Origin of the sequence: Pauljensenia sp. OF14-1SRA (assembly GCF_027694595.1) — a bacterium.
GTDB lineage: Bacteria > Actinomycetota > Actinomycetes > Actinomycetales > Actinomycetaceae > Pauljensenia > Pauljensenia turicensis_B.
In genome coordinates this window covers 105456-125044 of sequence record NZ_JAQEVQ010000001.1, presented here as the reverse complement: position 1 = coordinate 125044, position 19589 = coordinate 105456, and the positions used below count along the sequence as shown (strand labels likewise).

At 56.8% G+C, this 19589-nt stretch carries 18 protein-coding genes; 3 read left to right on the top strand and 15 right to left on the bottom strand.

The genetic code is table 11. From position 1 onward, the window contains the following. Nucleotides 1-105 precede the first annotated feature (105 nt). Both PG731_RS00540 and hflX read right to left on the bottom strand, forming a co-directional pair. Complete coding sequence (locus PG731_RS00540) at nucleotides 106-2067, bottom strand: ATP-dependent DNA helicase (RefSeq protein ID WP_270771458.1); 1962 nt, start codon at nucleotides 2065-2067, stop codon at nucleotides 106-108. Further along, a complete protein-coding gene (gene hflX / locus PG731_RS00535) occupies nucleotides 2064-3602 on the bottom strand; it encodes a GTPase HflX (RefSeq protein ID WP_270771457.1) in 1539 nt (512 codons plus the stop codon). The genes PG731_RS00540 and hflX overlap by 4 nt, the downstream gene beginning before the upstream one ends. Before the next feature lie 116 nt (nucleotides 3603-3718). Here hflX and PG731_RS00530 point away from each other — a divergent pair, with 116 nt between their 5' ends. Next, nucleotides 3719-4336: a class I SAM-dependent methyltransferase gene (locus PG731_RS00530; protein ID WP_270771456.1), complete on the top strand. Its 618-nt coding sequence runs from the start codon at nucleotides 3719-3721 to the stop codon at nucleotides 4334-4336. A gap of 55 nt (nucleotides 4337-4391) precedes the next feature. Here PG731_RS00530 and dapF read toward each other — a convergent pair whose 3' ends face one another. After that, a complete protein-coding gene (dapF, locus tag PG731_RS00525) occupies nucleotides 4392-5300 on the bottom strand; it encodes a diaminopimelate epimerase (RefSeq protein WP_270771455.1) in 909 nt (302 codons plus the stop codon). 10 nt (nucleotides 5301-5310) lie between these two features. Beyond that, nucleotides 5311-6297 carry a tRNA (adenosine(37)-N6)-dimethylallyltransferase MiaA gene (gene miaA, locus PG731_RS00520; protein WP_270771659.1) on the bottom strand — a complete coding sequence of 329 codons (987 nt, stop codon included), beginning with the start codon at nucleotides 6295-6297 and terminating at the stop codon, nucleotides 5311-5313. Nucleotides 6298-6446: 149 nt separating this feature from the next. On the opposite strand from miaA, the gene PG731_RS00515 reads away from it, so the two are divergent. Both PG731_RS00515 and PG731_RS00510 read left to right on the top strand, forming a co-directional pair. Then, entirely contained in the window at nucleotides 6447-6893 is a 447-nt protein-coding gene (locus PG731_RS00515; protein ID WP_270771454.1) for a YbjN domain-containing protein, read from the top strand. Continuing rightward, entirely contained in the window at nucleotides 6886-7440 is a 555-nt protein-coding gene (locus PG731_RS00510; RefSeq protein ID WP_101627319.1) for a YbjN domain-containing protein, read from the top strand. The genes PG731_RS00515 and PG731_RS00510 overlap by 8 nt, the downstream gene beginning before the upstream one ends. 113 nt (nucleotides 7441-7553) lie before the next feature. On the opposite strand, the gene miaB is transcribed toward PG731_RS00510, so the two are convergent. The 11 genes from miaB to dapA form a co-directional block, all read right to left on the bottom strand. Beyond that, nucleotides 7554-9098: a tRNA (N6-isopentenyl adenosine(37)-C2)-methylthiotransferase MiaB gene (miaB, locus tag PG731_RS00505; RefSeq protein WP_270771453.1), complete on the bottom strand. Its 1545-nt coding sequence runs from the start codon at nucleotides 9096-9098 to the stop codon at nucleotides 7554-7556. Nucleotides 9099-9108: 10 nt separating this feature from the next. Then, entirely contained in the window at nucleotides 9109-9603 is a 495-nt protein-coding gene (locus PG731_RS00500; protein ID WP_270771451.1) for a CinA family protein, read from the bottom strand. A 41-nt stretch (nucleotides 9604-9644) separates the two neighbouring features. Continuing rightward, nucleotides 9645-10247 carry a regulatory protein RecX gene (locus PG731_RS00495; protein WP_101627321.1) on the bottom strand — a complete coding sequence of 201 codons (603 nt, stop codon included), beginning with the start codon at nucleotides 10245-10247 and terminating at the stop codon, nucleotides 9645-9647. Between the two features lie 5 nt (nucleotides 10248-10252). Continuing rightward, nucleotides 10253-11347 carry a recombinase RecA gene (gene recA, locus PG731_RS00490; protein ID WP_101627322.1) on the bottom strand — a complete coding sequence of 365 codons (1095 nt, stop codon included), beginning with the start codon at nucleotides 11345-11347 and terminating at the stop codon, nucleotides 10253-10255. 217 nt (nucleotides 11348-11564) lie between these two features. Beyond that, nucleotides 11565-11801 carry a DUF3046 domain-containing protein gene (locus tag PG731_RS00485; RefSeq protein WP_270771449.1) on the bottom strand — a complete coding sequence of 79 codons (237 nt, stop codon included), beginning with the start codon at nucleotides 11799-11801 and terminating at the stop codon, nucleotides 11565-11567. A 3-nt stretch (nucleotides 11802-11804) separates the two neighbouring features. Beyond that, nucleotides 11805-12119 carry a helix-turn-helix domain-containing protein gene (locus tag PG731_RS00480; protein WP_006681714.1) on the bottom strand — a complete coding sequence of 105 codons (315 nt, stop codon included), beginning with the start codon at nucleotides 12117-12119 and terminating at the stop codon, nucleotides 11805-11807. A 158-nt stretch (nucleotides 12120-12277) separates the two neighbouring features. Beyond that, nucleotides 12278-12916, bottom strand: coding sequence for a CDP-diacylglycerol--glycerol-3-phosphate 3-phosphatidyltransferase (pgsA, locus tag PG731_RS00475; protein WP_270771446.1), 639 nt, complete (start codon nucleotides 12914-12916; stop codon nucleotides 12278-12280). A 19-nt stretch (nucleotides 12917-12935) separates the two neighbouring features. Then, nucleotides 12936-15713 (bottom strand): FtsK/SpoIIIE family DNA translocase, encoded by a 2778-nt coding sequence (locus PG731_RS00470; RefSeq protein ID WP_270771445.1) that lies wholly within the window; start codon nucleotides 15711-15713, stop codon nucleotides 12936-12938. A gap of 125 nt (nucleotides 15714-15838) precedes the next feature. Further along, a complete protein-coding gene (locus PG731_RS00465; RefSeq protein WP_270771444.1) occupies nucleotides 15839-16789 on the bottom strand; it encodes a PfkB family carbohydrate kinase in 951 nt (316 codons plus the stop codon). A gap of 113 nt (nucleotides 16790-16902) precedes the next feature. After that, nucleotides 16903-18594, bottom strand: a complete 1692-nt coding sequence (locus tag PG731_RS00460) for a ribonuclease J (protein WP_101627326.1) — start codon at nucleotides 18592-18594, stop codon at nucleotides 16903-16905. A 53-nt stretch (nucleotides 18595-18647) separates the two neighbouring features. Next, nucleotides 18648-19544, bottom strand: a complete 897-nt coding sequence (dapA, locus tag PG731_RS00455) for a 4-hydroxy-tetrahydrodipicolinate synthase (protein WP_270771441.1) — start codon at nucleotides 19542-19544, stop codon at nucleotides 18648-18650. Nucleotides 19545-19589 lie beyond the last annotated feature (45 nt).

The window sequence follows — 19589 nt, the reverse complement described above, 5'->3', positions numbered from 1 at the left end:
ACCTTCCTTCCTCGTTGAGTGGTCTCATAGTCTCAAACTTGAATCACATTTTCTTCGAATTCGCATTGCTTCAAGGTAACTGCGTGCCCCAATTTCAGAACATTGTTAACAGCTAACCTCTAACAAACGACTTAGGGCCCCTTTCACGACCTCCTGATCGCGTGTTACCCACATTCTCGGCAACGAATTCAGCAGGTATCCACCATAGGACTTCGTGTCCACACGACGATCAAGGATCGCCACCACTCCCCTGTCCGAGCTCGATCGAATCAGACGCCCAGCCCCCTGCGCCATCAGAAGCGCAGCATGGGGAAGAGAAACACCCCAAAACCCTCCAATACCACGCGCATCGGCATCCTGGGACAGCGCCTTCGTCACCGGATTATCGGGGTGCGGGAATGGAATTCGGTCGATGACAACCAGTCGACACGAGTCGCCCACAACATCAACGCCCTGCCACAACGACAAGGTGCCAACCAAACAGGCATCGCGCTCCCTACGGAATTGGTCAACCAGCACGCTCAAAGTTTCATCTCCCTGGCGATACACGGTGAGTTCTGTCCGATCCTTCAGAGCCTCGTACCCCTGATTCGCTGCCTTCCACGAACTGAACAGCGCCAGCATTCCCCCACCGGATGCCTGGGCAAGCGCCACCAATTCATCCGTAGCAGCGTCAGACAACCCACCCGGCCCAGGATCTGGTAAGCCGGAAGCAATATAGAGAATCCCCTGGCGCGCCGGATCGAAGGGGGTGCCCACATCACGCGACGTCCACGGCTGCTTCGACACCATGAATCCACAATCGCGTGCCATCTGGTCGAAAGAACCACCCAACGTCAGAGTCGCTGAGGTCAAGATTGCCGGCCTACCAGAGAACCCTTTGGACCCAACGGGAAGCGCAACATCAAGGGGCGCTAGATTCAGCGACACATTCCCCGCGTCATCTTTCGTCACAAAAGTCGCCATCGATGCCGGGTCCTCACTCCATCCGGCGATAAAGTCCCGCAATTCGTCCAGCGACCCGCGCGCAAGTACCTTGCCTGCTTGATCAGCAGATGACGCCTGTAGCTGAGTTCCAAGTTCGCGCGAGACATTATCGAGCACCGCTAATGCGCCGACAAGCGCCTGCGGACGAGAGCTCATCAGCCCTTGTCCGCACGGGGTCAGAGCGGCAACAAAATCGACTGCAGCCACATCCAGAGCATCAGTTTCAAGCTTCGCGTTGGTTCGAAGCCTGCGTGATACGCGATGAATCATGGTCTGCGACAGCGTCATCGTCGCCTGACTTCGTACCCGCTCAGCAAGTTCGTGGGCTTCGTCGACAACGACTGGACCGATGTCTTCAAACAGATCGTTCGGCGACGTGCAATGGATGCCAAACAGAGAATGGTTCGTGACCACCAGGTCAGCTTCAGCGGCCGTCTCCCGCGCCTGCTGGGCGAAACAGTCATCAATGTAGGGGCAGGTCTTGCCTAAACATTCACGTTTGGCGACGCTGACGTGTCTCCACGCTCGGTCATCAACACCGGGGATCAGATCATCACGATCGCCAGTATCGGTTTCCTTCGCCCATTGACGAAGACGCAGGACCTCTTTGCCAAGCGCGGAGGTCGACGAGTGTACCGACGGGGTATGTGCCGGGTCGAACAGTGTGCCCTCGTCCGGATACCCACCGTTGACGCGGTTCAAACACAGATAGTTTGACCAGCCCTTTTGCACGGCGACAGTGGGACGAATACCCGTCACTTTCGCGACTGCGTCTTGGACCGTGGGTGCGTCTTTCGTCAGAATCTGCCTCTGTAGTGCCAGAGTCGCGGTGGTGACGACGCCGCGCTCACCAGTTGCAACGCAGTGACTGAGAAGTGGCGCGAGGTAGCCAATCGACTTACCCGTACCGGTGCCCGCCTGGATCAGAATATGACCGTCAGATTTCAGGGCCTCGCTGATATCGGTGACCATTCGTCGCTGGCCATCGCGCTGCGTGCCCCCCATTGATTCGATCACCGCATCGAGGACCTCGATGGCCTTACGGGCTTCGGAGGTTCCCGGTTCTACTTCCTCGCTCATTCGCCACTGTCCTGGCGAGCATAGGGGGCACCTTCGGTAGCGACCGGTAGCGCCACGTCACGAATGAGCGCCGCAAGGTGCTCATCAACTCGAGCTCGAATGCGCGTTCCTTCGGCAACATATTCTTCGTGATCGACTTCGCCATCCTCGTGAATCTGATGGACCAGATCGCCACGCGAATATGGAATCACGCAGTCAATCTGAATACGAGGCCTGGGTAGAGCTTCTTCAATGCGATGGCGAAGTTCATCGACTCCAAAGCCCGTGTATCCGGATACGGCTACCGACGACGGGAAGTAGGTGCGAAGCAGTGCTAACTGCTCTGCAGATGCAAGATCAGCTTTGTTCAGCACGATGATTTCGGGGATATCGAGAGCCCCCTCAATTTCACCCAACACCTGGTGGACAGCCTCAACCTGTCCCACCGGATCGGGGTGCGCGGCGTCCACAACGTGAACGAGCAGATCGGCTTCGCCCGCTTCTTCCAAGGTAGAGCGGAATGCTTCAACCAGCTGGGTGGGAAGACTCCGAACAAAACCAACCGTGTCTGACAGCGTGTATTCGCGACCATCGACTGTCTGGGTCCGACGCACCGTCGGATCAAGGGTGGCGAACAGAGCGTCTTCAACCAGGACCCCTGCGCCCGTCAGTTGGTTGAGCAGAGTGGACTTACCGGCGTTCGTGTAACCAACAATAGCGACGGATGGGACAGTCCCGCGACGACGCGATAAACGCTGAGTGCGCCGGGCAGGCTCCATCTTTCGTATTTCTTCGCGGAGCTTCGCCATGCGCGTGCGAATACGACGACGATCCAATTCGATCTTCGTTTCGCCCGGACCTCGTGAACCGATACCCGCACCACCCGCGACTCGACCACCCGCCTGACGGGACATCGAATCGCCCCAGCCGCGAAGACGGGGAAGCAAGTATTCGAGCTGAGCCAACTCGACCTGCGCCTTACCTTCACGCGACTTCGCGTGCTGAGCGAAAATGTCGAGAATGAGAGCGGTGCGATCAACGACCTTTGCGTCGACAACATCTTCCAGTCCGCGTCGCTGGGAAGGGGCCAGTTCCTCATCAACAATGACGGTATCAGCTTCAACGGCGCGCACGATCCCCGCGAGCTCTTTCGCTTTACCTGACCCCAGATAGGTGGCAGGATCCGGCTTCACCCGTTTTTGCACGACCGCATCGAGAACCTGAGATCCGGCGGTTTGCGCAAGCGCAGCAAGCTCACGTAGCGAAGTCTCGACTTCTTCTTCAGTCTGCGTCGTCCGCAGACCGACAAGGACAACCTTTTCGAGGCGAACCTGGCGGTATTCGACTTCGGAGATTTCCTCACGATCGTTGGCATATCCCTGGATACGGCGGGTACCGGCACGCGCCTCTCGTTCAAGGTCGCCAGCATCTGCGGAGTGGTCTTGGCCGGCGGTGGATTCAAGCGCCGTGCCTCGACGCGCCAGAATGCGTGCAACAACATCATTCGCGCGCTGTTGTGCCAATTCGTCGTCAGCCGAGAATCCGGGATTGCCCATTCAGTTCCTTCCGCGTATGTGTGTCCTCTAAGTGTGGCACCTATTCGGTCGGCGTGCGACCTACGCCCCTCTCGATGCGTTCGTTGCCAGGCAGTCAACCCGCTAGGCTAAAGAGCGTGAATCAACAGTATTTTTCTCAGTCCAGTCCTGCTCGCGCCGACGAGGTATCGAAGCTGACCTACAGCGTACGAGGCCATGACTTCGACATGTCCGTCTCATCGAAGGTGTTTTCGACCAGCCGTCTGGATTTAGGAACTCGCCAGCTTCTTGCCGAAGCTCCTTGCCTTCCCGCCACCGGCACTTTCCTTGATGTGGGGTGCGGTTGGGGTCCGATTGCTCTGGCAATGGCAAAGGAAGCACCTGAGGCTACCGTCTGGGCTGTTGATGTGAATGATCGGGCGATTGATCTCACGCTCCGGAACGCCGCGTCTCACGGTTGCACCAATGTGCGCGCGATGAGCGAAGACGAGGCCCTTGCAGCCGTGGCCACCGATGACGTTCGTTTTGACGTCATATGGTCGAACCCGCCGATCCGTATCGGCAAAGAGGCTCTGCATGCTCTGCTGGCGCAGTGGCTCGACCGCCTGAGCCCCACGGGTGTCGCCTATCTTGTTGTGCAGCGAAACCTTGGCGCCGATTCCCTCATTTCATGGCTGAACGGTCGCGGATACGTCGCTGAAAAGTGTGCGTCAAAGAAGGGCTACCGCATTATTGAAGTTCGCCCGGGCGCCTGAACTTCCGCCCCCGCTTTTTGCGGGCGACGCAGACCTTTTAGCGGGAGAAACAGGCTCAGACGAGTTCGAATGTAGCGACGCGAGTCGCAGGACCGGTCAGAATCACTGAAGCGTCGGTGACATGTGGCTGACCGTTCTCCCAGCTCAGGACACCGTCCAGATCAACCCACACGCGACCTCCCGGCACGTCAACGATCCACGAGGCCGGCGCTCCCTCACCTCGACGAATAGCCGTTGCAAGGGCCGCCGCACAACATCCCGTGCCACACGCAAGGGTCTCACCAACTCCGCGTTCAAGGACGCGCAGACGAATGTGGCCACTCTGATCCTCCGGGTCGGTCAGGTCAACGACGGCTTCAAGGTTTGTACCGCGCTCATTCGAGGGCGTATAGGTGGGGCGCATGACCTCGGGGACTTCGGACGCATCAGTGGTCGGGAAGATAATGTCCTGGAGTTCCTCTTCGCCCGCAAGCGCGACAACCGTGTGCGGGTTCGGCATATCCACGAATATTCCGCGCAGGGCCCTCTCAATGCCCGGGATCGTCACATCAATGTCGGCCGTTCCACTGGATTGAGCTGGCCCCATGTCAACGCGGTACAGAACCTCGGCCTCGTCCCCCTGATCGATAACGCGGACAGTGCGAACTCCCCCTCTGGTGCCCACCTCGATTTCCTCATCGGCCATAAGGCCTTCGCGACGCAGATGATCAACAAAAACGCGGATGCCGTTGCCACACATTTCCGCGATCGACCCGTCGGAATTGCGGTAGTCCATGAACCAACGACCGTCCTTCATGACGGCACGCATCAGCCCATCAGCGCCGATACCGAACGCAGGTGAGCAGAGACGACGCACCTCTACAGCATCGATATCGTTCGTGTCATCGGCATCTGTGTAGACAACGAAGGAATTCCCGGTGCCGTGGGCTTTCGCAATACGAGTTGAGGGACGTAGAAGAGTCATATCGTTAACGCTAGTGGGTCTGCGCGCCGGCGTAGTAGTCCGCCGTCTTTTGGACGATTTCACATGCCCGATCCAGCAGGTCGTTCTTCGAGGTGCCTTCTTCGGCGTCGATCCAGATCACGCGATGGTCAGGGCGCAACCACTTGATCTGACGCCTGGCCAACTGTCTGGTCGCGATAGCGATCGATTCCTTCGCTTCATCAATGGTCATCTGCCCATCAATCACCGCAATTGCCTGGGCATACCCCGTCGCCTTCGATGCCGTCTTCGCATCGCGCAAACCCTGATCGATCAGGGCGCGAGTCTCTTCAATCAGACCGTCATCAAACATCATCTGCGTGCGAAGAACAATGCGTCGATCCAATTCATCGAGGTCTCGGCGGATCGCGATCATCACAGACGGCTTCACGAACTCTTTGACCGGCATATGCGACGAATAGGGTTTGCCAGTCAGTTCAATGACTTCGAGGGCACGAATAATACGACGAACATTGTGCGGATCAATGCGAGAAGCAGACACCGGATCGAGGGCCTCGAGTTTGCCATGAAGCCCACGACTGCCCAGCGGGCCTTCCGCTTCTTCTTCCAGTGCAGAGCGCACTTTCGGATCTGTTCCAGGGAACTCAATATGATCGAGCAACGCACGTTGATAAAGACCCGAACCACCGGCAACGACCGCAACGCTTCCCTCGCCGTGGATCGTCTCTAGGTCCGCTCGCGCATGCATCTGATAGTGGGCAACCGAGGCTTCCTGACTGATGTCGAGAACATCGAGTTGATGGTGAGGAATCCCGCGACGCTCCTCCATCGGCGTCTTCGCCGTGCCAACATCCATGCCCCGATACAACTGAAGTGCATCGGCACTCACGATCTGACCGCCATTTGCTTCCCAGCGCCTGCCCAATTCTTCGGCAAGATCCAGGGCCAAATCAGACTTGCCCGACGCTGTCGGTCCAACAACAGCAACAATGAGTTGCGACGGATTCGCTAGACTCATCGCCTGGCTCTCGCAATCCCCCACTTGAGCATCAGACACGGTGTATCGCGCATCAGCGCTTGGGATTGCAGAATGAATGTCAACCATGGGTTCAGTTTAAATGGCACTTCCTATTTCCCGCCGTCTACCAAACCCCGTAAGGTAGCAGTATGAGTGTGACAACAACAGATCCGGTCACCATTGACCGCATTGCAAGAGCACTTGAAGACATGGGCGTTTTCCCCTTCATTTCGTCCAAGGATCAAGTTGCTGCTCTGCTTCCAAACCGTACAATCCGATTCATCGTCCCGCCCACGTCTCCAGCACAGGGCGTTGTCGACTACCCCCGCTTCTTCCACCCGTCACATCAGCAAGCTCTGCTTGAAACAATGCGCACGTTGAACGCTTCAACATACGTGCCGAAGGCGACAACCTACACCAGCGAGCAAGGAATGATCGGTATCCGCCTCTTCCACTGCTTCAACTGGGTAGCTGGGGCGACAGATGAGCAGCTGGCAGAAGAGGTCCAGCAGTTCGTGCTCGCATCCATCGCGGTTCAAAACCGTCTTGACCAGATGTACGTTGACCCGTGGACAAAGGAGGCCTCCAATGCCTGAATGGAAGTCATTTTCAATGGGTGACGGTACCTCGCCACTGACCGAGTCACCGATCCAGCACCTGTCCCAGACCGCTACGCCGGCACCGGGCATGGAAGCTGATGAAGCCGCTGAAAAGTGGGGCACCGACGTTTCTGAAGTGAGCATCGAACGAATTGAAAACGTTGTTGCTGGAGACGGACTATCCCACGGGTCAAACGAGTTCGTTGTTATCACTGATGTTGAGGGTGCTCGCATCCAGATTCACCGCGAACCAGCAGATTCGCCGTGGATTCAGATCGAAGCACGCATGAAGCTCGACGCTGAGAGAGTAGCTCAGCTCGATATGTCTCGCCTGAACGAACTCACCAATAAGTGGAACGTCGACCATCTTCAGCCGACCACGTTCGCTCTTGAAACTGAAGATGGCAAGGTCGTTATCTTGGCGACCCGTTTCTTCGCTGGCAAGGGAATGTCAGACCGTCAGATCCACGCGATGGTGCGTCGCGGACTGGGAGTGACACTGCAGGCATTGAACGAAATGCCGACTTTGCTGGCACACGCGTAAGTCTTGACCAGTGCGCACACGATGGGTGCGCGATTCGCGAAACGAAATAGCAGGTGTGCATCGCTCGTTGAGCGGAGCACACCTGCTATGCGTCTATAGGGAACCGAGCAGTTTCAGTGAGGTCGTCCCACGCGGATCGAAGGAATACCCAACGACACGCGTTCGTCTTCCTCATGAGCTTGGCGACGCTCCCATGCATCGCCTGCGCGCGTACGGCGCATAGTCCATAGACCACCAGCTGTCAGAGCCGAATCTGCGATCAGGTGGTGCGGGGCGCCGTGAGTGACGGTAGCGGTCATCATGTCGCCAGGACGTGGCTTATCTGCTTCGCTGATACCCTCCGGCAAAGCAACGTGCACCAAGCGATTATCGCGGGCTCGCCCGGTAACGCGCAGCGTTTCACCATCTTTACGACCGTCACCCTCAGAAATCAGGACCTCGACCGTAGTGCCTTCCAATGCAGCATTATCTTCCGCGCAAATTCGCTCTTGAAGAGCAACGAGGCGCTTGTAACGTTCCAGTGCGACATCATCGGGAACCTGGTCTTCACGATCGGCAGCTGGCGTACCCGGGCGCGGGGAATAGAGGAACGTGAATGCTGATGAGAATCGAGCCTGTTCGACAACGTCCAGCGTCTGTTGGAAGTCTTCTTCGGTTTCACCGGGGAAGCCAACAATGATGTCTGTCGTGATCGCAGCATCGGGAATCGCGGCGCGGACTCTTTCGAGAATACCCATGAACTTTTCGCGCCTGTACGAGCGTCGCATCTGACGAAGCACCGCATCGGAGCCAGATTGAAGTGGCATATGGAGGCTGGGCATCACGGTGGGAGTTTCAGCCATCGCTGCAATCACATCGTCCGTGAAGGCAGCCGGGTGAGGTGATGTGAAACGTACGCGTTCGAGGCCCTCAATCTGCCCCACTGAGCGAAGGAGAGACGCGAATGCACCTCGTTCACCGAAACCGACACCGTATGAATTGACGTTCTGTCCCAGTAACGTCACTTCGATCGCACCTTCTGAGACGACCGCCTGAACTTCGGACAGAATCTCTCCGGGACGACGATCTCGTTCTTTACCGCGCAGATGAGGAACGATGCAGAAGGTGCACGTGTTGTTGCATCCCACGGAGATTGAAACCCACGCAGCGTACGCGGATTCGCGGTGAGTGGGCAGAGTCGACGGGAAGACCTTCAAAGATTCTTCAATTTCGACGGCAGCTTTGCGGTTGTGCTCAGCACGCTTCAACAGTGCGGGGAGCACATCAATATTGTGTGTTCCAAACACAGCATCAACCCATGGAGCCTTATCGATAATGCCGTCACGCATCTGTTGCGCAAGACATCCACCAACGGCGATCTGCATGCCCGGACGTTCACGTTTCACCGACGCGAGCTGACCGAGGTTGCCATACAGCTTCGTTGCAGCGTTCTCGCGAACCGAACAGGTGTTGATAACAACAACGTCGGCACCCATGTCACCGGCATCAGTTGCTCGTGCCTGGGCTGCAGGAACGCGGTCAACCGGGATGAGTCCAGCTTCTTCCAGCAAGCCAGCCATGCGCTCAGAATCGTGAACGTTCATCTGGCATCCCAGCGTTTTAATCGCATAGGTGCGCGGAAGAGTTACCTGAGATTCTTCGTCTACATTCGTTTCCATCGCGGACAGTTTAATCATTCCCATGCTTTCGGGCGAAGTGAAGAACATCGTGGGCAAGGCTGAGAGCGGCACTGACACTCTGGTTGCGTACTGATTCCCTGTCCCCCATGAAGTGGAAGAGGCGATGGCGCTCAACAGCGCCCATCACGCAAGCGATATGCACGGTTCCGGCAGGGTGAAGTCCCTGCGGCCCAGGACCAGCAACCCCCGTCGTTGCAATGCCAAGGTCTGAACCGGTGAGCTCGCAGACTCCGCGCGCCATTTGAATTGCAACGCGCCGGTCAACGGGACCGAATGACTGTAGCAGGCTGGGATCAACACCCAGGATTTGAGCTTTTAATTCGGTGGCATAGGTGCACACTCCGCCAAGAAGGACAGCTGATGCACCCGGCACATCAACCAATGTGGAGCACAGTTTTCCGCCGGTCAGTGATTCAGCAACGCTGACGGTGACATGATTCAGTGAGCATTGTTGAATCAGTTCAACTGCTTCTTCTACAGGCATGAGGTTCTTCCACTCAACGCACAGCCGCAAAGCATGGTGTGCTATTCGTTGTCTTCAGCTTCGGCGTAATCAGCAAGCACCTGCGAGACGGCACTTGAGACAACCGAAGGCGAATACCCTTTTCTGCTCAACATACCAACCAGCCGACGATAGGCAACTTGGCGACTGACACTGCCCATTGACCTGCGCTTTCGCAAGGCAAGATCGAATGCCTTGTTCGCTTCATCATCAGGGTTTATCAAAGCAAGTGCTTGCTCAATGTCGGCGCGCGACAGTCCTTTACGTCGTAGTTCTTCAACGAGTGCTCGCCCAGTCTTCCCGCTAAGTTCAAAACGATCATGAACAAGCATGCGAGCAAAAGTAGCATCATCAACCAACCCAACCTGTTGGAGGCGATCAATCACTTCGTTGGCAGTCTCGGTTGAGAAACCTTTTGCGACGATAGCGCTACGCAATTCGCCAGTCGAACGGCTTCGAGAATCAAGCTGTCGAAGAGCAACTTCACGCGCTGCTTCGATCGCTTCAGTGCCCCTTAGAGCAGCATTCTTCTCTTTTAAACGCGCAAGACGCTCTCCGACTGAGGAGCGCGCCTTGCGAGTTCGTTCGAGCTCCGGATGATCTTCAGGATCCAGATAACGAACCATTGTTGTTAGAAACCTGCATCTTCCATCGGATCGATGTCAGGAAGATCCTGGTTTTCGTCTTCGGGCTCAAGTGGTTCACCGATTCCCAAGGCTGCCAGAATTTTGTTTTCGATCTCTGTGGCAAGTTCAGGGTTATCGATCAGGAACTGACGGACGTTTTCTTTGCCCTGTCCAAGCTGATCGTCCCCGTAGGTAAACCAGGATCCCGACTTACGCACGACGCCAGCCTGAACACCCATGTCGATAATCGAACCTTCACGCGAGATGCCCTTGCCGTAGACGATGTCGAATTCGGCCTGCTTGAACGGCGGTGCCATCTTGTTCTTTACGATCTTGGCACGCGTGCGGTTACCGACCGGGGCTCCCGCTTCCTTCAAGGTTTCAATACGACGAACGTCAATGCGAACCGATGCGTAGAACTTCAGAGCCTTGCCACCGGTTGTCGTTTCGGGAGAGCCGAAGAAGACGCCGATCTTTTCACGTAGCTGGTTAATGAAAATGGCCGTGGTCCCGGTGGCGGAAAGTGCACCCGTGATCTTACGAAGTGCTTGGCTCATCAGGCGAGCCTGAAGACCAACGTGGGAATCGCCCATTTCTCCTTCGATTTCAGCCTTAGGAACGAGGGCTGCAACCGAGTCAATAACAATAATGTCGATGCCACCGGAGCGGATCAGCATATCCGCAATTTCAAGGGCCTGTTCACCGGTGTCGGGCTGAGAAACCAGCAGAGCGTCCGTATCAACACCCAGCGCCTTTGCATATACCGGGTCAAGAGCATGTTCAGCGTCAATGAACGCTGCGTTACCGCCAGCCTTTTGAGCGCTGGCGACAGCGTGGAGAGCAACGGTGGTCTTACCGGAGGATTCGGGTCCGTAGATTTCGATGACGCGACCACGTGGCAAGCCACCGATGCCGAGAGCAACATCCAGAGCAAGCGAACCGGTGGGGATCACCTGTACCGGCGGACGCGAGTCGTCGCCCAAGCGCATGACAGAGCCCTTACCGAATTGCTTATCAATCTGAGAAAGCGCTACTTCGAGCGCCTTGTTGCGGTCATTTCCCTTGGGAGCAGACACGGGTGCATTCTTGCGACCTGCCATGATGTCCTTCTTAAGATCCGAGCCTCACCGGCTGACGATTATTCTGGCCTTTGAAGTGTGATCCCCTCTCCGAGGACACACAATGACGGTATGCCTGACCATGGGCAAACCACATTGCACACCTGCTTATCTGTGGATAAGTGGGGGCAAAATGCGTCATCTACAAGAAATGATAGATGGAACAGGTGTTCTATACCCTCAAGCGACGCGCCGAAAGCTACGAACGAGACCTACGTCGCTCTTTTTGCTCCAGTCGATGAATCCACTTCATGGACGGGTCGACACCCGCTTCGTCGACCAACGCATTCCACACTTCCTGAGGAGCGACCCCGCAATCAAGGGCCTCTTCGCACGTTCCACGTAGCGAAGTAAGATAGAGGTCAGACGTGTATGAACGACCGAGCGTCGCCCCAAAGACAGTGTCGACGCCCTCCCAGAATTCAGATACCTTCACGCGTCAGCTGATCAAGGTAACAGGGACAAGATCGTCCGGAACAGTATCCGGAACAACAACGCCATCCACAACGGCAAGGCGGTCAGAGACTTCACGCAAAACAAACCACAGCGGGACATCGAGGGCCTCGCAAATAGCTTCAAGCAACTCTGACGACGCTTCCTTCTGACCGCGCTCTACCTCTGACAGATATCCCAGCGAAACTTGAGCACCGGCAGAGACCTCTCTGAGCGTGCGCTTTTGACGCTGACGGATACCACGCAGGACGTCGCCAAGCTCAGTCCTCAATAAAGGTGCGGTAGTCAGTGAAGCATTCATAAGAAAAGAGTATCCCCCACCATATAGAAATGCGCGTGCAGACCACGTGATAAGACCAATCCGACGACTGGATAGCGCAAGAAATGCGAACCTTATCCGCGAAATTTCAACGATAAGATGCGAAAGGCGAAGTGTGTCTCATCATTAAATAAGTTGAGTCACTTTGACTCAATTTGAGGCGAACTTGCCTTCCAGAGCTTCGCGCCCTCGACAACATAAACCAGGCCAGACCAGACAGTCATCAACAACGCCAGGCCTGCGACAACCCAACCGAAGATCAGCATTCCGTGGGTCAGCGAAGCATATGCGGGCCACGAGGCACCCAGAGACTGCCACGGAATCAGAAGCAACCAGATCGCGAAAATCTGCAGAAGCGTCTTCAGCTTGCCACCCTTATTTGCCGACACAACAATGTCACGTCGCAACAAAACTGCACGCAAAGCGGTAATACCAAGCTCGCGAATAGCAATCAGAATCGTCACCCACCACGGCAACAATCCAGCAATCGAGAGCATGATGAATGCGCCCAGCGTAAGTGCCTTATCTGCAATCGGATCCATCAAACGACCGAAGTCGGTGATGAGATTTCGCGAACGCGCAATATGCCCATCAAGCTGATCTGTTGCGGCAGCAATCATGAAGACTAAAACAGCCCACCAGCGTGCAGCAGAAGCCTCAAGGAACATCAGCCAGATGAATACCGGGACCAGAACCAGACGGAAAACGGTCAGGGCATTGGGCACGTTCCATGAAGAAACATGGTGTTCATGATCAACACGAGAAACATTACTTCCCATAGCAACCCCCTTTTTGGGCTTAGCGACCGGTCAGCTGCCAAGCGTCCTCATCATCTTCGGGCTCTTCATCTACCCATTGTGGTGCATTCCCGCCAAAATCATGTCCTGAATATGGGTCCGGTGCCGACATAGCACCATCGACCACACCAGTGCGCGCATCCGTGCCGGGAACACCATCATCAGTTGACGTGGCCGCGTCACCCATGGAAGGCACAACCTCGGCTGCTTCATCTAGCGTCTCTGCTTCGCCTCGTAGCATGGCGAGGACCTGAGGCAACTGCTCGGGCGCAACCAACACCTGGCGCGCCTTCGACCCTTCGGATGGGCCGACGATTTCGCGCGACTCGAGCAAGTCCATCAGGCGACCTGCTCTGGCAAAACCGACACGCAACTTGCGCTGAAGCATCGACGTCGAACCCAGCTGCGAGGAAACAACCAGCTCAGCTGCCTGCAACAGATCATCGAGGTCATCGCCAATATCCTCGGCGACCTTGACCTTCTTTGCCGGCGCAACCACATCCTCGCGGTACGTGGGTTGCATCTGCGACTTCACGTGCGCGACAACCTTGTGAATCTCCGACTCGCTGACCCACGCGCCCTGGACGCGCAACGGCTTCGAAGCGCCGGCAGGAAGGTAGAGAGCATCGCCCTGACCAATCAGCTTCTCAGCACCCGGCTGGTCGAGAATCGTGCGAGAGTCAGTCAGGGACGAGGTAGCAAACGCCAAACGCGAGGGGATATTCGCCTTAATCAAGCCGGTCACAACGTCAACAGACGGACGCTGCGTCGCCAGCACCAAGTGGATGCCAGCGGCACGCGCCAGCTGAGTGATGCGCTGAATCGAGGCTTCAACATCGCGCGGAGCGACCATCATCATGTCGGCGAGCTCATCAACCACAACCAGCAAATACGGGTACGGGTGAAGCGTGCGTTGCAGGCCGGGCTTTGCCTGAACCTGACCAGACGCTACAGCCTTATTGAAATCGTCAATGTGCTTGAAGCCATACTCAGCCAGATCATCGTAACGCGCATCCATTTCGCGCACGACCCATTCGAGAGCCTCGGCGGCCTTCTTCGGATCGGTGATAATCGGCGAAATCAGGTGCGGAATGCCTTCGTAAATCGTCAGTTCCACGCGCTTGGGATCAACCAGGATCATGCGCACCTGCTGAGGCGTCGCACGCATCATGATCGACGTAATCATCGAATTCACGAAGCTCGACTTACCGGAACCCGTCTGGCCAGCAACCAGCATGTGAGGAGTCTTTGCGAGGTTCGTGACAACGTACCCGCCTTCGACGTCCTTACCCACGCCGACGACCAGCGGATGCTGGTTGCGCATGGCAGCGCCGGAACGCAACACGTCACCCAGCGCCACGTTTTCGCGGTCAGCGTTCGGAATTTCAATGCCGATCGCGGACTTTCCAGGAATCGGAGCAAGGATACGCACGTCAGCTGAAGCCACCGCATACGCGATGTTCTTCGTCAGGTTCATCAGTTTGTCAACCTTGACGCCGGCGCCAAGAACGACTTCGTAGCGCGTCACTGTCGGACCTCGTGAAAAACCGGTGACCTTCGCATCAATGTTGAAGTCAGCGAACACCTGCATCAGCGCATTGACAACCTGATCATTGACCTCGGAGCGCGTCTTGTGCGGCGGGCCGGCAACAAGAAGATTGGCCTGGGGAAGCGTGTACGTGATTGCATCGTCCAGGTTTGGCTGGAAACCGGGCTGAGCGGGAGGATCGGTGATCGGCGGAGCAGGAATACTTGTCGCTCCCCCATGCACATCGACTTCGGAGGTCGCTATATCAGCGGTCAGCTCATCGATGCCAGCAGTCGCATCAGGCAGGGAAATCACCTGAGTTGGTATGTCCTGCGGATCGGGGGAAGGCTCAGCCTTCTTCGCAAACCGAGACTTGCGCGCCGGCTTATCAACATACTTTTCCGCATTCGCATCCTGTTCAAGGACAACCGTCGGGTCATCGCTGATCTGCGGGGAACGGAACGACTCATCACCGTCATATTGTTCAAGGAAAGGATCATCGCCGGCAGCAAGATCTTCGCGCGCACGACGCCTGCGTTCGCGTGCACGTTCTTCATCGCTCATTTCTTCATCGCCACCGCGGTGGGTCAGCGAACGGAAGAAGGAGGCGAGAGCAGCCGGAGCATCGGCAACACGCGTACGAGTTGCCAGCAAGATCGAGTAAATTCCCAAAAGAATGAGGATTCCGCCAGCCCCCCACCCTGATAGCAGAAGTGTCAGTGGGCGCGCGATAAACCAGCCGATAATGCCACCGGCCGATTCAATAGCTGCTAGGTCATCGAATGCCGGATTTCCTTGACTGATATGCACCAAACCGGTCAGGGCAACCGTCAACCCAATGCCACCTGCAGTGTGGTGTGGCACAGCGTGGTTTCCCGAGCGCGCACGGAAGAGTTCTACGGCTTGTGCGACAAGTGCCAGTGGGACAACGACAGAGAATAGACCGACGAGGCCGGCTGCCCCGTGGTGCAATACATCCCCAGCCTGGCCGGAAATGTGGAACCACTCGCGTAGGGCGACAACGATCGCTAGCGCAAGAAGTACAAACGCAAGGCCGTCGCGCTTTACTTGCACATCAGCTGCAATGAACGCGCGAACCATCGAGGCAATGCCACGCCCGATTGCTGAGAAGAACGAGGCGAGGAGCCCCGGCTTCTCCGTTATCTCGGGTTGAGCCTGCTTCTGATTCGACGTGCGCTGGCGCGACTTGGCGTTCGAGCCATTTCGGGCAGATGGGTTGCTTTTAGCCATGATGATCAAAACGCTACCCGTAGACCTGGCGAATCGTGATCGGCGCGCCGTTAAAGCGCAGTCTCACGCGGATCTCACACTCATGACACGTCTGCGAATAGAGGAAAGAGACGCACGTGCAGTCTTTACAGCGCCGCGAGGCTCTCGACTGTTCCTGTTTCTATGACGATATCAATCTGTTCGCGTGAGGGAACAGGAAGAGCAGATTCGTGAGAGAGCGCAATCGCGGCAGCCGCGTTCGCGATACGACATGCTTCCGCAACGTCTTTGCCGGCGATCAGAGTGGCGCACATTGTCGCGATGTGTGTATCACCGACACCAGCGGTGTCGACGACATGCGTCTCGTAGGCGGGGATCGTAACGGGTTCATCAGTCTGTGTGCGTTGCAATTCGCACCCCGACGCGCCCGTGCGACGAACCAGCGCAGCTTCGGGTCGCATCAGGTGACGCACTCCCGTGCCGGGCTCAAAAGAGTCGAGGATCGACGCTAAGGTGTTCGATTCACGGACATTCATTGTCACGACGTCAGCACGATGCAACAGCTGGCGCCATAGTTCAACGGGAACTTGCTCAACTGCCGGGGAAACAGCCACAACAAGTGTGACAGATGACGGCAGGGCTGCAGCCCATCCCGCAAGGACCTTCGCAGAATGAGGATTCGTCAAGTCAGAGGCAGTAATATGGATCAAGTCGCCAGGGGTAAGAACAAGAGAGTCCAACGCTGTACGCGACGGCTCTGACTCAACACCGGACGTCACAATCGAGGTCATCGACCCATCGGGTTCGATCAACTGCATTGCGACGCCGATGTCACCCACCAGTTCTGGAATAAGAACCTCAACTCCAGCTTCAACGAGCTGGCGACGAACAGTGAACGAGTTCGGTCCAGTGCCTAACGGGGAAGCCAGCGCAGCCGGGATACCGAGAGCTGCCACCGCGGATAGGGTTGTAAAACCACCCCCGGGACGCGAGCTAGAAGCGTCGGCATGGATGGAAGCGCCACGAACCGGTGAATGTGAAATGTGCATCGGAAGAACAAGCACCACCGAGTGGGTTGAGATAAAACGACCTGTCATTTCTTCCACGCTTCTTCGAGTTTGAGGCTCTTCGTTGAGGTTGCTGACACCAGAGTACGCGATAGGGAGGCCCTCAAACGCTCGCGCGGTAAAGAGGTCCCCACGTGCCTCTCCTATTGTTCTACAACGACTGGGACGATCATCGGACGACGGCGGAGCTTGCGCGCCACCCAACGACCGATCACACGACGCATTGCCTGCTGGAGAACATAGGGGTCAACTCCACCGGGAGCAGCCGCGTCCACGAGCGCTTCTTCGACGTCCGGCTGAATCTCTTCAAAGACCGAATCATCTTCTGCCATACCGATTGCGCGGATGGTCGGCGCAGAGAGCACCATACCTGAATCGTGTTCAACGACGGCATAGACGGAGATAAAGCCTTCGGAGCCGAGCGTGCGTCTAGTTTCAAGCTCGTGTTCAGAGATTTCGCCGATGGAGCGACCGTCGACGTACACGTATTCGCAGGGAACGGCTCCACTGACGCGTGCCGTGCCGTCCTTCAAGTCGACGCAGACGCCGTCTTCTGCCAGCACCACATTGTCGGGTGAGATACCGGTCTTCACGGCGAGTTGTCCGTTAGCGACCAGGTGGCGGACCTCGCCGTGAATCGGCATGACGTTGGTGGGTTGCACGATGTTGTAGCAGTAAATCAGCTCGCCTGCAGCGGCGTGGCCGGATACGTGAACCTTCGCGTTCGCCTTGTGCACGACGCGTGCACCCAGGCGCATGAGGTCGTTGATGACGCGGTAGACAGAGTTTTCGTTTCCAGGAATCAGAGAGGACGCTAGGACCACCATGTCGCCGGGCTCAATGGAGACGCTACGGTGAGTTCCAAGGCTCATACGAGACAGCGCTGCCATTGGTTCACCCTGCGAGCCGGTTGCCATGTAGACACGCTTGGAGGGTTCAAGCATTTCGATGGTGCGCGCGTCGACGATAACGCCCTCGGGAATAGTCAGGTAGCCCTTTTCCTGGGCGATGCGCATATTGCGTTCCATTGAGCGCCCCACCAGGCAAACGTGCCGCCCGTGGTGCGCCGCAGCCTGAATAACCTGCTGGACGCGGTGGACGTGCGAGGCGAAGGATGCAACGACGATCTGTCCCGGAGCTTCACCAAATACTCGATCAAGAACCGGGCCGATTTCACGTTCGGGAGTGATGAAGCCGGGAACCTCAGCGTTCGTGGAGTCAACCATGAACAGGTCCACGCCTTCTTCACCGAAGCGAGCAAAGGCACGAAGGTCGGTCAGGCGGGAGTCAAGGGGAAGCTGGTCCATCTTAAAATCACCGGTGATCAGCAGTTTTCCTGCCGGGGTGCGGACAAAGACAGCCAGAGCGTCGGGAATCGAGTGGGTCACGGAGACGAATTCAAGATCGAAGTCACCGATAGTGATTCGGTCACCTTCTGCTACGACGTGCAGGTTGTCGCAGGTCAGCTTGTGCTCACGAAGCTTCGGTTCGACGAATGCCAGCGTCAGTTCCGAACCGTAGATTGGGATGTCTTCGCGGAGTTTCAACAGGTACGGAACAGCGCCGATATGGTCTTCGTGACCGTGGGTGAGGACCATGCCGACAACGTCGTCCATGCGGTCTTCAATCCAAGAAAAGTCCGGGAGAATCAGGTCAACACCCGGCTGGGTTTCTTCAGGGAAAAGAACACCACAGTCGACGACGAGGAGTTTGGAGTCGAACTCCAGCACGTTCATGTTGCGACCGACTTCGCCCAAGCCACCAAGTGGGATGATGCGAATAGCGCCCTCTTCTAGGGGTGCGGGTTCGGAAAGGTTCTCATACAGGGACTTCATAGGTCTAAGTGTGCCACGACCTCGGGGGAAATCCGTAAGCACTCAGACCCACGTCAGAGCAGTTCGGCCACTTTCAGCGCAGACTTCAAGGATTCCATTTCGTCATCCGAGGCTCCCACCAACGGCAGACGCAGAACCGGCGTTTCAATGACGCCCTGCAGGTACATGGCTGCTTTTGCCATGACAGCACCCTGTCCCCCGCCCATGATGGCAGTCACCAGCGGGCGGAGCGAGTAGGCGAGTTCGCGGGCTTCCCAGACCTTATCGGCATCCAGCAGGTCGATCATTTTCCGGTAGTGCGACGAGGCAACATGTGACACGACCGACACGAAACCGGAGGCTCCGCCGGTCATCCAAGCGAAGTTCAAGCCGTCATCACCCGAGTAGTACTCAAGTTTGGTTCGGTGCATTCGTTCGACGCCCTGTTCAACGTTCCCCGTAGCATCTTTAACAGCTTTGATACGCGGGTGGGTGGCAAGGTCGTCCAGTGTCTCATCACTGAACGCCAAGCCGGTACGTCCCGGAATGTCGTAGAGCATGACGGGAAGATCAGTTGCGTCCGCAATAGCGCGAACGTGGGCACGCAGACCCACCTGAGAGGGACGGTTGTAATACGGGGAAACAACCAGTAGGCCGTCAGCCCCCGACGCCTGCGCCCCCTGGCCAATGCGCACAGCGTGCGCGGTATCGTTCGAGCACGCACCGCAGAGAATAAACGCGCGTTCACCCACGGCTTCCTTCACGGCAACCGTCAGTTCATTCTTCTCAGGCTGATGGGTCGTCGGAGATTCGCCAGTCGTTCCAGACAGTACAATTGTGTCCGACCCGTCGTCGACGAGCTTCTTCGCCAAACGGACCGCGGAGTCGAGGTCGATTGCCCCGTCAGCGTGGAACGGGGTCACCATTGCGGTTGCGAGGGAGCCGAAAAGACGGCGCGGGGTGTAGCTCATGGGTTGAGCATATGACGAGAACACATCGACACAGCCCAAAGTTCA

Coding starts and splice junctions, on each gene's coding strand:
- PG731_RS00540 (WP_270771458.1), bottom strand. CDS start 2,067: ATGAGCGAGGAAGTAGAACCGGGAACCTCCGAAGCCCGTAAGGCCATC.
- hflX (WP_270771457.1), bottom strand. CDS start 3,602: ATGGGCAATCCCGGATTCTCGGCTGACGACGAATTGGCACAACAGCGC.
- dapF (WP_270771455.1), bottom strand. CDS start 5,300: ATGACTCTTCTACGTCCCTCAACTCGTATTGCGAAAGCCCACGGCACC.
- miaA (WP_270771659.1), bottom strand. CDS start 6,297: ATGAGTCTAGCGAATCCGTCGCAACTCATTGTTGCTGTTGTTGGACCG.
- PG731_RS00515 (WP_270771454.1), top strand. CDS start 6,447: ATGAGTGTGACAACAACAGATCCGGTCACCATTGACCGCATTGCAAGA.
- PG731_RS00510 (WP_101627319.1), top strand. CDS start 6,886: ATGCCTGAATGGAAGTCATTTTCAATGGGTGACGGTACCTCGCCACTG.
- miaB (WP_270771453.1), bottom strand. CDS start 9,098: ATGGAAACGAATGTAGACGAAGAATCTCAGGTAACTCTTCCGCGCACC.
- PG731_RS00500 (WP_270771451.1), bottom strand. CDS start 9,603: ATGCCTGTAGAAGAAGCAGTTGAACTGATTCAACAATGCTCACTGAAT.
- PG731_RS00495 (WP_101627321.1), bottom strand. CDS start 10,247: ATGGTTCGTTATCTGGATCCTGAAGATCATCCGGAGCTCGAACGAACT.
- recA (WP_101627322.1), bottom strand. CDS start 11,347: ATGGCAGGTCGCAAGAATGCACCCGTGTCTGCTCCCAAGGGAAATGAC.
- PG731_RS00480 (WP_006681714.1), bottom strand. CDS start 12,119: ATGAATGCTTCACTGACTACCGCACCTTTATTGAGGACTGAGCTTGGC.
- pgsA (WP_270771446.1), bottom strand. CDS start 12,916: ATGGGAAGTAATGTTTCTCGTGTTGATCATGAACACCATGTTTCTTCA.
- PG731_RS00470 (WP_270771445.1), bottom strand. CDS start 15,713: ATGGCTAAAAGCAACCCATCTGCCCGAAATGGCTCGAACGCCAAGTCG.
- PG731_RS00465 (WP_270771444.1), bottom strand. CDS start 16,789: ATGACAGGTCGTTTTATCTCAACCCACTCGGTGGTGCTTGTTCTTCCG.
- PG731_RS00460 (WP_101627326.1), bottom strand. CDS start 18,594: ATGAAGTCCCTGTATGAGAACCTTTCCGAACCCGCACCCCTAGAAGAG.
- dapA (WP_270771441.1), bottom strand. CDS start 19,544: ATGAGCTACACCCCGCGCCGTCTTTTCGGCTCCCTCGCAACCGCAATG.